This is a genomic window from Streptomyces sp. NPDC005195, from assembly GCF_040608315.1.
Taxonomy (GTDB): domain Bacteria; phylum Actinomycetota; class Actinomycetes; order Streptomycetales; family Streptomycetaceae; genus Streptomyces; species Streptomyces kaempferi.
The window spans coordinates 17,869-30,025 of sequence record NZ_JBEXHZ010000058.1 but is presented as its reverse complement, the minus strand read 5'-3'; the positions used below and the strand labels follow the sequence as shown (position 1 = coordinate 30,025).

Genomic DNA, 12,157 nt, shown 5'->3' with positions numbered 1-12,157 from the left:
CGAGTTCGAACGGATCATCCAGGAAGCGCGAGCGCGGGCCGATCAGCAAGGCCGGGCCGCATAACCAACGTCTCTACGCAACCAGGGGATTGACAGGTTCTCGCCGCAGTCCGGTCTCTGTAGACGCTCTGGGGAGGCCGGACTGCTTGCCTGGCCGCGTGTCATGAACAGTCATCGCCGGGAAGGCGCACGCAGCCAGTCAGCCCTGCGGGCGGCTTGGCTCGTGGACAGAGCCAGCCCTTGGGATCCGGCGCCTCTTCCTCTGTCAGGCCGCGGCAGGCCGTCACCCGTCCTGTACGGCGGTTGCGCTGGAGGCAGGCCGCTGGACGGGGGCGTGTTGCGGACCAGGCTGTAAGGATGGAAGACGCCGTTGCCGGGGAAGACAACGGTAGTGCGGTCGAGGCGGCCCTCTAAATGGAAACGCTCCACGCCCGGATGGACCGGGACCAGTACGGGGCTCTGGCACAGACTCTGCACGAGACGATCCAACTCCTGATACATGGTCGCCAAGGCATCATCGGCTCCGAGGACGACGCCCCGTTCACGCCCGAGTTGAACCGTGAGTTCGCGACCGTGCCGGCGATCCTGCTCCCCGGCAAGATGGACCAGCGGATCGTTCCGAGCGGCCCGCGGCAGCGGAACACTGTCCAGTCCCGGCACGCTGCGCAGTACCGCTGCGCATCACGGGCGCCGGCCGACGATGTACCGCACGGCGCCCCTGTCTTTCAGACCCCGGACCGCTGAGCGCAAGGGCCGCGCCGGGAGCCCTCCAGCGTGATGATCAGCCATCACGCGGTGACGCGTCCTGCAACGGCCGTCCCGATGCGTCACGCGTCTTTGGTGGCATCTCGACGCCTACGCCACGCTCTGGTGCGGCACTTCGACGAGCAGGACACCGAGTCCGTCCGCCTACGGAGCGAGACGGACACCCCGCACACCGGGCAGTTGACCTGGCCCCACACGAACTCTCCCCCAGATGCCGTCGCGGCTCGACGGCACGCCGGTAGATCTCGTCGTACCGCCGTACCCGTCGCCAATGACGGCCGCAGCACATGGAATCGCAATACCGGCGGTTCAACCTGTCATCCGCCGGCAGCAGCTCCCGGCACTGCGCGCACCGCCGCTCGGACTTCCCCGACGCCCCACCAGCCTCCCGTCCAAAACCGACCGGATGGTTCCCGTGTTCACTGTGGTCCGCTCGGTGAAGGAGGAGCCCGTCTGCACCCTGCGGCATCGCCATGAGTACGTCGTGGGCCTTCCCCATGGCCTCCCGGACAACAGAGACAAACCATCCAAGGAGTTTCCCGCCGCCTCCGGCGACGGGTCTGCACCGCTCCCGGCCCTGATCCGCCAGGTTCGAGCCGGTCTCGCATTGAGGGACGTAATGACGACGGTTCCTCGCGTACTCCTTTCCACCTCGCTCGCCGGACCCGCACCATCTGGCAGTGCTGGTACGTCCCGGCTTTGTCAGGGCCGCTTGCCACCCTTCCCGGCATCACCCGGATCAGGCTGCCCTCAGCTTCACCACCCCGCCACGACAGGGCAGTTGACGAAGGTCTCTCACCTTCGTACGGACCATCAGCGCCTCACGGCGCACACCTCCGTCGCGAAATACTGGGCCGCCCGGCGCAGGATCTCTCGCTCGAGCTCCCACTCCTTCTCCGCCTTGCGCAGCCGACCGTTCTCGACTCTCAGCCGGGCCAATTCCTCGTCCCGGCTCTCCGCGTTCTGCTCGCCGTGGCTGTGACCGCGACCGGCGTGCTCGTCGGCCTGACCCACCCAGCTCCGCAGCGTCTCGCCAGTCACCCCGACATCCGCCGCGACCGCCGCATACGCGCGCTTCCCACCCGCCGCGCGGTACAGCGCGACGGCATCGTTCCTGAACTCCGCCGGATACGGAGACTTCCGTCCCACCAGGACACCCTTCCTCAGATCTGCAGGATCCATTGTCAGTGTGTCCACACCACCGGGGTCGCCTCACTCGGTGGGCGCCCCGCCCGGCCGGATCAGTCCGCACTCGTACGCCAGGATCGTCGCCTGCACACGGTCACGCAGCCCCAGCTTGGTGAGCAGGGCGTTGACGTGAGTTTTCACGGTGCCGGTGGTTACACCGAGGTGGGTGGCGATCTCGGCGTTGGTGAGACCGGAGGCGATGTGCAGCAGCACTTCCCGCTCGCGCGGGGTGAGTTGGTCGAGGACGCCGGTGATGGCGGGCGGCGGGGGAGCTCCCTGGGCGAAGGTGTCGATGAGGCGGCGGGTGACGGCCGGGGCGAGGATGCCGTCACCGGCGGCGACGACCCGGATCGCCGCCAACAGGTCTTCCGGCTGGGCGTCCTTGAGGAGGAAGCCCGACGATCCGGCGCGCAGTGCCTCGTACACGTAGACGTCGAGGTCGAAGGTGGTCAGGACCAGGACGCGTGGCCGGCTCTCCAGCGCGGTGATGAGCCGGGTCGCGGTCAGTCCGTCCATGCCGGGCATGCGAATGTCCATCAGCACAAGGTCGGGGGCCTCAAGCGCGGCGAGCGAGACCGCCGCCGCCCCGTCGCCAGCCTCTCCGATCACGGTCAGGTCGGGCTCGGCGTCGACGATCGCGGCGAATCCGGCCCGGACCACCGCCTGGTCGTCGACGACCATCACGCGTATGGCGACGGGGGCACCTCCTGAACGGGGGCCGGAGACGGCCCGGCCGGCAACGACACCCGTACCGTACCGGCCGTGTCGAGGGCGATCCGGCCCTCGGCGGAAGTGGCCTGCACCCGCAGCCGTTCCGCGACCGGGCCCGCGACGGCCAGCCGTACCCCGGCGACTGTGATGTGCAGGGTGTTCCGGCGCCGCCGCAAGGTCACCCGGGCCGGCCCCCGGTCGCCCGCACCGAGCGCCGCCTCCACCACGCGGTAAGCCGAAAGGGCCACCAGCGCGGGCAGCCCCGCAAGCGCCTCGGGTATCCCCCGCAGCGTCACCTCCCGTCCTGCCGAACGCAGTTGCCGGCACAGGGCGTCGAGTTCGGCGGCGGTCGGCTGGGGAGCGAGGCGCTGCCGCGACGTCTCCGCGTCTCCGAGGCTGTGCAGCAGCTCACGCATCGCGGCCAGCGCCGAGCGGGCCTGCGCGGCCACCTCGTCCAGACGTTCCTGGCGGGCAAGTTCCACCACGCCCGCCGTCCGCCGCAGGACCGCTTCCTGGAGGCTGACGGCCAGCCTGCGCCGCTCGTCGTCGGCGGCGGCCTCCGCCTGCCGTACGGAGTCGGAGAGTTCGGAGTCCTCCCGCGCCAGAACGCGCAGCCGGCGCCCTCTGACGGCCACACCCGCGCCCCACACCGGCGCGAGAAACAGGCAGATCACCAGCCCCAGCGCCAGAGCGACGAACACGGCGAGGGCCCACGCCCAGATCCCATCCAGAGAGGATCCGTCCCCGAAGGATCCGTCGACGGCCGCGGTCGCCGTCAGTGCACCGGCCAGTCCGAAGCCGGGTGCGACGGCAGCCGGCCAGGTCCGTCCGGCACCCCGGCCGTAGGCCGCCACCGCGTACACGACCAGCAGCTCCGCACATCCGCCACCCACCAGGAACTGCGCGAACCGCGCCGGCAGTTCGGTGAACACGCGGACCACGGGCCACAGCCACGCCGTGGCCATCACCCCGGTAAGCGCTGCCCAAGGCGCCTGCCGCCGCCACAGCAGGGGCAGCGCGTGCAGGGCCAGCAGCACGGACAGTACGCCGATGGAGGAGAGTGCCCAGCCGCCCCGGTCCGTCCACTCCTCCGCGGCCACGAGCGCGACGAACAGCGGAGTCACCGTCGCCGTGAACGCGAGCGCGCCGTCGGTCAGCCGCTGCTCCCGCAGGAAGTCGCGCCGCCGGGATCGTACGACGGGCCGCCGTGGACCGGTGGTGTCGGGGAGCGTCGCCCGCACCCGCCAGCCCCCGTCCGGTCCGGGACCGGCGGTGAGTTCGCCGCCGACGGCCGCCGCGCGCTCCCGCATCCCCGCGACGCCGCGCCCGGATCCCAGGCCCGCTCCGGCGGGTTGTGCCGAGGCACGCGGCGGATCGTTGTCCACGGCGAGGTCCAGTGACCCGTCCTCGCGCCGCACGTCGATCCGGACGGCGGCGCCGGGCGCGTACCGCAGCGCGTTGGTGAGGGCTTCCCGGACGATGCCGAAGACCGCCTCGGCGGCCGGTCCGGCCAGATCGTCGGGCATCCGGGTGGCGACCGGGCGGCCCAACCGGCCGAAGGCGGCGATCAGTTCTTGGATCGGCCCGGTCATCGGCCGGAACCTCGGGCGGAGTTCCGAGCGACCCGTGCCTTCCACGCGGTCCGTAACGCCCGTAGTGCCCATCACACTTCCGAGGTTTACATGCTTTGCGTCACCCGAGTAATGCGCGGTGTGTGCGTTGTCCGCCTGCTCCGTCGTCCGCATCACCGCCACCAGTCGCCGGATCGCGGTCAGGGTCTCGCCGCCCGCCAGTTCGGCGAACGACAGGGCCTCGGCGGCCAGTTCGGGCCTGCTGTCACGAAGTCGGCAGGCCGCATCGACGGTGACCATGACCGATGTCAGGTGGTGGGCGCTGACATCGTGCAACTCCCGGGCCAGTCGATGGCGTTCGGTGTCGCCCGCCCGCTGTCTGCTCTCCTCGGCCCCGGCCAGCCGCCGCACCGCCGTCAGCCGTCCGGCGAGCCACTGACGCCGCGCCTCGCCGAGCCCGGCGCAGACCACGTACACGACGGCCGCGACCGCCAACTCCGATACGAGGGAGGGCCGGAAGCCAATCCGTACGGTGGACAGAGCGCAGTCGCCCGCGGTGGTGGCGACGAGGGCGAGGACCGTGACGCGGGTGGGGCACCGGACCGCGACGGAGTAGAGCGCGAACAGCGGCCCGATGTCGGCGGAGCCGTCGGGCGACAACGACTGGACCACCAGCGACGCTCCGAGCGTCCACCCCAGCGCCGCGACCGGCGTGCGCCGCCGCCACCCCAGCGCCACGGTCTCCACCGCCACGGCGGCCACAATGACGACGAAGGCGGCGGGGCCGGACAGTTCGCCGTCCCGCAGGGCGTTTCCGGGCAGGAACCAGGCTGCCTGCCCGACCGCGAGCAGCGCGGGCAACAGCCAGTTACGGGTAGTCTCCATGTCGGGCACGAGCCTAGGGCGCCGAGCGCCCCCAAGGAGCCTTCTTCGGCCGGCTCTATCCAGCGATAGAGAGGCCGGTCCTACCGACGGCCGACGACCCGGCCGGCGCACGCGGACAGTCTGTAGCCATGACGAATCCACTGTGCGCCGAGCGACTCCCGTACCACCGGCTGGCTCTGACCTCCGCCCGTCACCGCTGGTGGCGGCCACTGGCCGGAACCCTGTTCATAGTCGGGGGGTGGCTGCTGGCACTGATCCTGCTGGACTCCGCCGCCAGCGACTGGGGCACCCACCAGGGCTACCCCAAGGATCACGACGGCTCCGTCGAGTTCGGCCCGCTCACCGGCACCGCCCTGGACCTGCTGTACATCGTGATAGCCATCCCCCTGGTGCTGCTGGCCGTGCGGTGGATCGGCCGCCGCCCGGTCGGCACGGCGTCGTCGGTAACCGGACGGCTGCGAGGGCGCTGGCTGGGGCTGTGCCTGCTAGTCGCGCTGCCCGTCCTCGCCGCGGTGGACGCAGCCACCCTCCTGCTGCCCATCGACGACACTCCGGCTCCCGGATGGGCGGGCTGGCACGTCTTCCTGCCCGCACTGGCCATGCTGCTGGTACTGGTCCCGCTCCAGGCTGCCGCCGAGGAGTACGTCTTCCGCGGCTGGCTGACGCAGGCGATCGGCGGCTTCTTCCGGTCCCCTTGGATCGCGGTCGTGCCGCAGGCAGTCCTGTTCGCCGCGGCCCACGGCTGGGGCACCCCGTGGGGCTTCGCCGACCTGGTCGTCTTCGGTCTGGCGGCCGGCTGGATGACGGTACGGACCGGCGGCCTGGAGGCGGCCATCGGCCTGCACGTGATCAACAACCTCATCGCCTTCGGCCTCGGAGCCGCCGTCGTCGACGGCCTGAAGACAGACGAGACCGCCGCCGACGCTCCCTGGCAATGGGTGGCGGTCGACATCGTGGCGATCGCGGCGTACATGGCGGTCGTGCTGTGGTTCGCCGCCCGCCGTCGTCACCTCCTCGCCCGCACCGCCGCCGCCCCGGCTCCGCTGTCGACCACCCTGCTCGCCCCTCTGCTCCCGCGGTACGCTCCGCCCATGCCGTCCCCGGCGCCTGTGTGCCCGTCCCCGCACGCCGCTCCCGTTGTTTCCGTCTCTGCGTCTCATAGCCGGAGCCACTGACTGCCATGGACATCACCACACTCGTCATCGTCCTGAGTACGCTCGTGATCCTGGCGGGCGCCGTGCTCACCATTGGGAACGAGCCCCCGCTGTGGACATGGCTGGTCGCCGGCCTGGTCGCCCTTCTGCTGAGCGGCATGCTCCTCGACCTGCCGCTGCTGGCCTCCGCCGTCGGGGACAACGCCATCGCCGTGTGGTGCGTCCGGCTCGCCGCGATATCCACCACCCGCGCGGTACTGAGCCTCCTGACCAACCGTGGCAGCCAAGCGAACCGGTCCGACCCCGCCTCCGAATGAGACCTGTCAATCCCCTCGGACTGTGGAGATCTTCTAAGCGGCCGGCTCCAAGGCGGAGTTGGCTCGGTGGTCGTGTTCGTAGTCGGTCGGACTCCGGTGTCCGCACACGCTGTGTAGTCGGTGCGTGTTGTAGAAGCCGGTGATCCAGGTCGCGATTCTCAGGCGGGCCTCGGTGCGGGTGGCGAAGGTGTGCCGGTGGACGTACTCGACCTTGAGTACGCTGTTGAACGCCTCGCTGACGGCGTTGATGCCCCTATGGATGTCAAGCGGCGTCTCGGGCTGGTTCCGTGGGGTGTGTTGCGGTGTTTGCGGGGACGATGTGCCGGTAGATCTCTCCCCACCTGGATCGACACAGTCGACGCCAGCCAGCTACCGGGCCTCACCGGCTTCGCACTCCACCTGCTCCGAGACCTCGACGCCGTGACAGCAGGGCTCACTCTCGACTGGAGCTCCGGCAGCATCGAGGGCGCCGTCAACCGCATCAAAAAGATCAAGCGGCAGCTCTACGGCCGCGCCGGCTTCGAACTGCTCCGCAAGATGATCCTTCTCCAGTAACACGTCGCGATGTTCCACGAGAGCTGTGCGAGAACCGGACAGTAGAAACCCCTGATGCGGCCGGCCTATAGCCAGCGCAGGCAGGTGCCCAGCCATGGCAGGATGGCCTCATGCTGATCCGAAAGGGCGATGCCGCGTAGGCGTCCCAAGGCCGTCCGCGCAGAGGGGTGGCGGCCACGATGGCAGTATCCGGTTCTGAGGGTCCTCGGTGTCTCCGCGCGGACTCGCGCAGCGATCCGCCGGGTCGAAGACCAGGCGATGTGGCCCAACGCGGTCGCCAAGGCACTCTCGTATTTCGAGTGGGTTTTCAAGGAGCCCGGACGCTACTTGGACGCCTCCGCGTTTGACTCGCCCGGAGTGGGTGATGCCCGTGATGACCTGGAGTGGGCGATGCTGCACCTTCCGCCCGGAGCTAAACGGGACTTGGGCCGATTGATCACGCGTATTGATGAGGAATTCGAGCGCCGCACCTTGCCGGAACCCAACTACAACGAGTGGGTGACGTCGCGCTGGTGGTGGACCAGAATGCGTGAACGCTGACGATCTCCGAGGTCGCCGCTCCTCGCTGCAATCGAACGAAGCTGTCACCCTCCGCGACCGCTCCCCAAGATCTGTGCCAGAACCCATTACTGCTCAATAAAGCCACTGCGCGGATGCGTCGACACGCTGCCGCGTTCTGCCAGCGCTGCTGAACCGCGCCCCGTGCGGGGTCTCGGTCCATGCCCCTCTGAGTGCCAACCGTCATGTACTCAGGTGGAGTTGAGTAGGAGCGCCGATGAGCTGCCCGGTCCCTCCACGCAGACTTGCTTTCAACGATGAAAGAGGGGGACCACACCATGAAGGACACCGCCGGCCGCCTGCGCCGAACCATCGCCCTGCTTGTGGCGGGCGCCGCGATCACCGGGCTCGCCACTGCCTGCTCCACGGACATCCGGGACCATATGTGCGAGTCCGGCGAATACCCGGTCGCGTCCGTAGGATCTTCCAGCGGTGGCGCGTGCGTGGGCAACGGCAAGCAGCCCTCTGCGGGCTACGTCCGCTACCCCGCGGGAAAGGTGCCGCAGCACGTGGATGACAAGTGGGACACCTACTGGGGAACCCACACCCTGGATGCGAACGGCAAGCTCCAGAAATGACCTGAGTACGCGGATCGTCAGTCCGGTGCCGTCCTCGCGCTGCTACGTGTGCGGCTGGGGCAGGCGCTGCCAGAGTCCGGATCGCATGCCCAGCGCCGTCTCGGCCGGCCGTCGCCGAGCGGTGCCACGGCATTGGGGATGGCCCGGCCGGCCAGCGTCGGGTGCGCCGGCGGCGGCTGACCGGGCACGGTCCGGCCCGGGCCGTGTGGCGGGTCGCGGGCGCCCCGGAAGGCGGGTTGGAGCCTGGACCGGTTCCCCGCCCCGCAGCTCGCGGCCCTGGTCCCAGGTGAGCGTGCGCCGCAGGCTCGACGGCCAGCCGCCGGTCTGCTCTACGAGCGCATCGCGGACCTGCGGGGCCTTCCAGCCCCTGGTGCCCCCATACGGTTGTAGCACCCCGTACAGACCGCTACGCTCTCCCTATGAAGCAGATCAATGTACGAGTGCCCGACGACATCCATGCCGGAATCACAGAGCGCGCCGAGGCCGCGGGCCTGTCCGTGCAGGAGTACGCCAAGCAGGTCCTCGCCGACGAGTCCAACGACCTGCGACACCGCTTCCTCAACGCGAGCGCGCACTTCGCGGACGCCTTCAGCGACGCCTTCACCGAAGAGTTCGGAAGCCCGGCCACCCATCGTGGGCCGGCGGCCGCCGCGTGATCGTCCGCATCGACCGCGCCTGGCTCCTCGACCTTGCGCACCGGCACATCTCCGGAGACCCCGATGTCTCCGACTTCGGCACACTCGCGGCCGCGGCTGCGCGGCACGCCGATACCGTCATGGACACCCCTGTCTACACCGAGTCCCACCACCGGGCAGCGGCGCTCATGCACCAACTCATCCGCTGCCCGGCCCTCGACCACTCCAACGAACTGTTCGGCGCGGTCGTCGCTGCCTCCTACCTCTCGGTCTGCGGCGAGATCCTGGACGTCCAGCCCAAGCAGGCTGCCGGCCTCGCGGCCCGTGTCAGCCGCGACGACCTGGACGTGCGAAGCATCGCCTCCGAGATCAAAACGTGGATCACCCGCTGAACGCAGGCAGCCAGTTCGCCAGACAGGCCGTCCCGTGACCGGACGGTTCCAGATTCTCACCAGACCCCAGGGCTTTCCAGTCAGGCTTCTTCGGGGAGCCGTTCGTCCCGGATATCCGACCATCGCAAGGCGCTTCGGATGCCGGGCAGGACCTTGCTGTCATGGGTGGTGGACGCGGTGGTGGCCACGTCTGTGATCACGTTGGGGCCGTCAGGAGCACACGTCTCCGTCAGATGGGCGGAGAACCCCTTCCAGCTGATGATCTGCCCGTGACGGGCATGGGAGACGATCGCCCGGGACGAGGGAGGCAGCCCGGGTCCGTCTTCGGTCCCGGCGGTGCGCCAGCGCAGATGTCCTGCGGCGTCGCGGTGATAGTTCTGCACCATGATCTGGCGCAGGGCCTGGACACGAGGGCCCGACGCGCGGCCTGTTCCGTTCCGGAAGAGGTGGTCCAGGAGCCGGACGACGTCGTTGCCGGTGGTGAGAATCCTGGTCTTGGGCTTGGTGGGGTTCTTGCCCAGGCGCGCGGCTGTCGGTTCGGCACGGACTGCTCAGGCCCGCTTCTGTGCGACCAGACGCGAGCGAATGAGCTCGTTCGGTGACCACCGCACCACCGGCTGGGGCCTGCTCCCGGGCCGACATAGGCCCTCCATAGTGTGAAACCGGATCGCACCGTGTTTATTGGGCGCGAAGACGTGTACGCGCTAAATATGACCGCATCGAAGCGAGAGACAGAGCGAAAGTACGAGGCCCCTTCTGCCGACGACACCACATGGCTGCTCGACCTCGCCGGTGTGGGCGGCATCGAGTCCGTCGTGGACCAGGGCACCCAGGATCTAGACGCCGTTTACTACGACACCGACGATCTACGACTGGCCGGCACCGCGGCCGTGCTCCGGCGCAGGACGGGCGGTACCGACGCGGGCTGGCACCTGAAGCTGCCGCTGTCCCGTGACAGCCGGGAAGAGGTGCAGGCCCCGTTGTCCGAAACCGTTCCGGAGATCCTGCGAGAGCTGGCTCTGTCCCGTACCCGTGGTGCGAATCTGCGGCCGGTTGTCCAGATCGCTTCCACTCGCGATGTGAAGCAGCTCGTCGGGTCCGGCGGCACGGTCCTCGCCGAGCTGAGTATCGACTCGGTCCGTGCCGAGTCCCTGCCCGCCACCGGCACGCCGGCCTCATGGAGCGAGATGGAGATCGAACTCTCTCCGGACAGCGGCCCCGCACTTCTGGACGCCGTGGACAAGAGACTAGGCGAGAGGGGCATCGGACGCGCGCACAGCTCCTCCAAACTGGCCCGCGCCCTGGAGGAGACGCGAGTCGCAGCGTCCCGGGTGGTTGACGAACGTGCCGTTGCCCTAGCACCCGGATCCGCCGAGGAGGAGGTCGTACGCTATGTGAACAAACGGATCCACGCCCTGGTGAACCTGGATCCCGCGGTCCGCCGTGACCTGCCTGACGCTGTGCATAAAATGCGCACCACCTGCCGCCGGTTGCGCGGTGTGCTCCGGTCCTACAGGTCGGTCTTGGACCGCGAAGCCACCGATCCCGTCCGCAAGGAACTCAAATGGCTGAGCAACGAACTCGGCGCGGAACGCGACCAGGAGGTCCTGCGGGAGCGGCTGAGCGCGAAGATCGAGGCGCTGCCAGGGGAACTCGTCTTCGGGGCGGTCTCCGCACGCCTGCAGGTGTGGGACGTCGGCAATACTTCCGCAGCCCGCGTGCGCACGCTCGACACCTTGGACTCCGCTCGTTACCTGGCCCTTCTGGAGTGTCTGGCAACGCTGACGGAGCGGCCCCCGCTACGCGCCAAGGCCGCCGGGCAGCCGGTGAAGGTGATGGCCAAAGCCGTCCTCAAGGAGTATCGTCGGCTGACCGACCGCACGGCGTACGCGTTGGAACTCCCGCCGGGAACGGAACGCGACACAGCCCTCCATGAGGCCCGCAAGGCGGCCAAGAAGACGCGGTACGCCACGGAGGCCGCGCGCGACTCACTGGGCAAGCCCGCCAAGCGCCTTGGCAAGCGCATCAAAGCCGTCCAGCAGGTGCTCGGCGAGCACCAGGACAGCGTCGTGGCCCGCAAGGCGCTGCGGAGGGTAGCCCTGGCGGCACACGCGGCCAGCGAACCCAGTTTCACCTGGGGCCTGTTGTATGGACAGGAGCAGGCCGCGGCCGAGCGGGACGAACGGGAACTGCCCTCCATATGGGCCGCAGCGTCACGGCGAGGGCTGCGGAAAGCACTCAACGGCTGAGCGCGGTTGATGGCCGTGGTTGTCAGGATCGGCACATCAACCCCTCCCTCGCTCGACAAGGCCCGTCGCCAGCCCAAGTGCTGAAGGTCACGCCGCATGAGATCGAGCGCGTCGGGTCGCTCGAAGGGCTCGGGGCCGCGGTCCGCAGCGCGAGGACCACGAGCACGGGGGCCGATCACGCGCCGCGAGCGGACGTCGATAACCGTGGCGGGACACAGCCAGTCCGATCCGACGGCGGCGTACGTGATGCCGCGGCACCGTCGGACGAGGTTTGCGCGGGCACGCTGACAAGCGAGGGCCCGCGTCGACCTCCCAGGAAGGGCAGGTCAGCCCCGCCCTTGCAGCCACCCTGTCCTCGCCGTCGAACACCATCACGAGAGGTCTCCAGCACGCGCGGCGCAAATCCTCTCACCGGAGAACGCACCGCCGCTCGACACCACACCGTGCATTCGCAGGCCACCAGCACGCGAAGATCCAGAAGGGTCCCTTGCGAGTGCTGTTGACGAGGCGTGCAGCGCCAGCTCAGTGGGTCGGGTTCGTACGCATCGTCGTCGGGGACGGCGAGCCCGCGCACCCTCTACACCACAGCTTTCACCCGG

The 12,157-nt window shown here is 69.2% G+C and carries 12 protein-coding genes and 2 pseudogenes; 9 read left to right on the top strand and 5 right to left on the bottom strand.

All coding sequences use genetic code 11. From position 1 onward, the window contains the following. Window positions 1–414: 414 nt before the first annotated feature. Entirely contained in the window at window positions 415–744 is a 330-nt protein-coding gene (locus ABZV34_RS32155; RefSeq protein ID WP_356284483.1) for a hypothetical protein, read from the top strand. An 853-nt stretch (window positions 745–1,597) separates the two neighbouring features. On the opposite strand, the pseudogene ABZV34_RS32150 reads toward ABZV34_RS32155, so the two are convergent. From ABZV34_RS32150 to ABZV34_RS32140, 3 genes and pseudogenes are all read right to left on the bottom strand, one after another. Further along, window positions 1,598–1,914 (bottom strand): annotated as a pseudogene (locus tag ABZV34_RS32150) (transposase); the annotation flags it as partial. A gap of 63 nt (window positions 1,915–1,977) precedes the next feature. After that, on the bottom strand, window positions 1,978–2,634 hold the full coding sequence (locus ABZV34_RS32145) for a response regulator transcription factor (RefSeq protein ID WP_356284480.1): 657 nt from the start codon (window positions 2,632–2,634) through the stop codon (window positions 1,978–1,980). Then, on the bottom strand, window positions 2,634–5,120 hold the full coding sequence (locus tag ABZV34_RS32140; RefSeq protein ID WP_356284477.1) for a histidine kinase: 2,487 nt from the start codon (window positions 5,118–5,120) through the stop codon (window positions 2,634–2,636). Before ABZV34_RS32140 ends, ABZV34_RS32145 begins: the two co-directional genes overlap by 1 nt. Before the next feature lie 128 nt (window positions 5,121–5,248). On the opposite strand from ABZV34_RS32140, the gene ABZV34_RS32135 reads away from it, so the two are divergent. Beyond that, complete coding sequence (locus tag ABZV34_RS32135) at window positions 5,249–6,295, top strand: CPBP family intramembrane glutamic endopeptidase (RefSeq protein ID WP_356284474.1); 1,047 nt, start codon at window positions 5,249–5,251, stop codon at window positions 6,293–6,295. Between the two features lie 5 nt (window positions 6,296–6,300). Further along, a complete protein-coding gene (locus ABZV34_RS32130; RefSeq protein WP_356284471.1) occupies window positions 6,301–6,591 on the top strand; it encodes a hypothetical protein in 291 nt (96 codons plus the stop codon). Window positions 6,592–6,624: 33 nt separating this feature from the next. Here the strand turns inward: ABZV34_RS32130 and ABZV34_RS32125 are convergent, their stop codons facing one another. Further along, entirely contained in the window at window positions 6,625–6,840 is a 216-nt protein-coding gene (locus ABZV34_RS32125; protein ID WP_356284486.1) for an integrase core domain-containing protein, read from the bottom strand. Between the two features lie 75 nt (window positions 6,841–6,915). Here ABZV34_RS32125 and ABZV34_RS32120 point away from each other — a divergent pair. The 5 genes and pseudogenes from ABZV34_RS32120 to ABZV34_RS32100 all read left to right on the top strand — a co-directional run. After that, window positions 6,916–7,146, top strand: a pseudogene (locus ABZV34_RS32120) (transposase); the annotation flags it as partial. Between the two features lie 327 nt (window positions 7,147–7,473). After that, window positions 7,474–7,686 (top strand): hypothetical protein, encoded by a 213-nt coding sequence (locus ABZV34_RS32115; protein WP_356284468.1) that lies wholly within the window; start codon window positions 7,474–7,476, stop codon window positions 7,684–7,686. A 296-nt stretch (window positions 7,687–7,982) separates the two neighbouring features. Next, on the top strand, window positions 7,983–8,282 hold the full coding sequence (locus ABZV34_RS32110; protein WP_356284465.1) for a hypothetical protein: 300 nt from the start codon (window positions 7,983–7,985) through the stop codon (window positions 8,280–8,282). Window positions 8,283–8,701: 419 nt separating this feature from the next. Then, entirely contained in the window at window positions 8,702–8,938 is a 237-nt protein-coding gene (locus ABZV34_RS32105) for a toxin-antitoxin system HicB family antitoxin (RefSeq protein ID WP_356284462.1), read from the top strand. Next, window positions 8,935–9,309: a fic family toxin-antitoxin system, toxin component gene (locus tag ABZV34_RS32100; RefSeq protein ID WP_356284459.1), complete on the top strand. Its 375-nt coding sequence runs from the start codon at window positions 8,935–8,937 to the stop codon at window positions 9,307–9,309. Before ABZV34_RS32105 ends, ABZV34_RS32100 begins: the two co-directional genes overlap by 4 nt. 80 nt (window positions 9,310–9,389) lie before the next feature. Here the strand turns inward: ABZV34_RS32100 and ABZV34_RS32095 are convergent, their stop codons facing one another. Continuing rightward, window positions 9,390–9,695, bottom strand: a complete 306-nt coding sequence (locus ABZV34_RS32095; protein ID WP_356284457.1) for a hypothetical protein — start codon at window positions 9,693–9,695, stop codon at window positions 9,390–9,392. 324 nt (window positions 9,696–10,019) lie between these two features. Here ABZV34_RS32095 and ABZV34_RS32090 point away from each other — a divergent pair, with 324 nt between their 5' ends. Continuing rightward, window positions 10,020–11,558, top strand: coding sequence for a CYTH and CHAD domain-containing protein (locus ABZV34_RS32090; RefSeq protein WP_356284454.1), 1,539 nt, complete (start codon window positions 10,020–10,022; stop codon window positions 11,556–11,558). The last annotated feature ends 599 nt before the right edge of the window (window positions 11,559–12,157 follow it).

Bases quoted from the DNA above. Each gene is read 5' to 3' on its own strand.
- ABZV34_RS32155 (WP_356284483.1), top strand. From the start codon at position 415: ATGGAAACGCTCCACGCCCGGATGGACCGGGACCAGTACGGGGCTCTG.
- ABZV34_RS32145 (WP_356284480.1), bottom strand. From the start codon at position 2,634: ATGGTCGTCGACGACCAGGCGGTGGTCCGGGCCGGATTCGCCGCGATC.
- ABZV34_RS32140 (WP_356284477.1), bottom strand. From the start codon at position 5,120: ATGGAGACTACCCGTAACTGGCTGTTGCCCGCGCTGCTCGCGGTCGGG.
- ABZV34_RS32135 (WP_356284474.1), top strand. From the start codon at position 5,249: ATGACGAATCCACTGTGCGCCGAGCGACTCCCGTACCACCGGCTGGCT.
- ABZV34_RS32130 (WP_356284471.1), top strand. From the start codon at position 6,301: ATGGACATCACCACACTCGTCATCGTCCTGAGTACGCTCGTGATCCTG.
- ABZV34_RS32110 (WP_356284465.1), top strand. From the start codon at position 7,983: ATGAAGGACACCGCCGGCCGCCTGCGCCGAACCATCGCCCTGCTTGTG.
- ABZV34_RS32105 (WP_356284462.1), top strand. From the start codon at position 8,702: ATGAAGCAGATCAATGTACGAGTGCCCGACGACATCCATGCCGGAATC.
- ABZV34_RS32095 (WP_356284457.1), bottom strand. From the start codon at position 9,695: ATGGTGCAGAACTATCACCGCGACGCCGCAGGACATCTGCGCTGGCGC.
- ABZV34_RS32090 (WP_356284454.1), top strand. From the start codon at position 10,020: ATGACCGCATCGAAGCGAGAGACAGAGCGAAAGTACGAGGCCCCTTCT.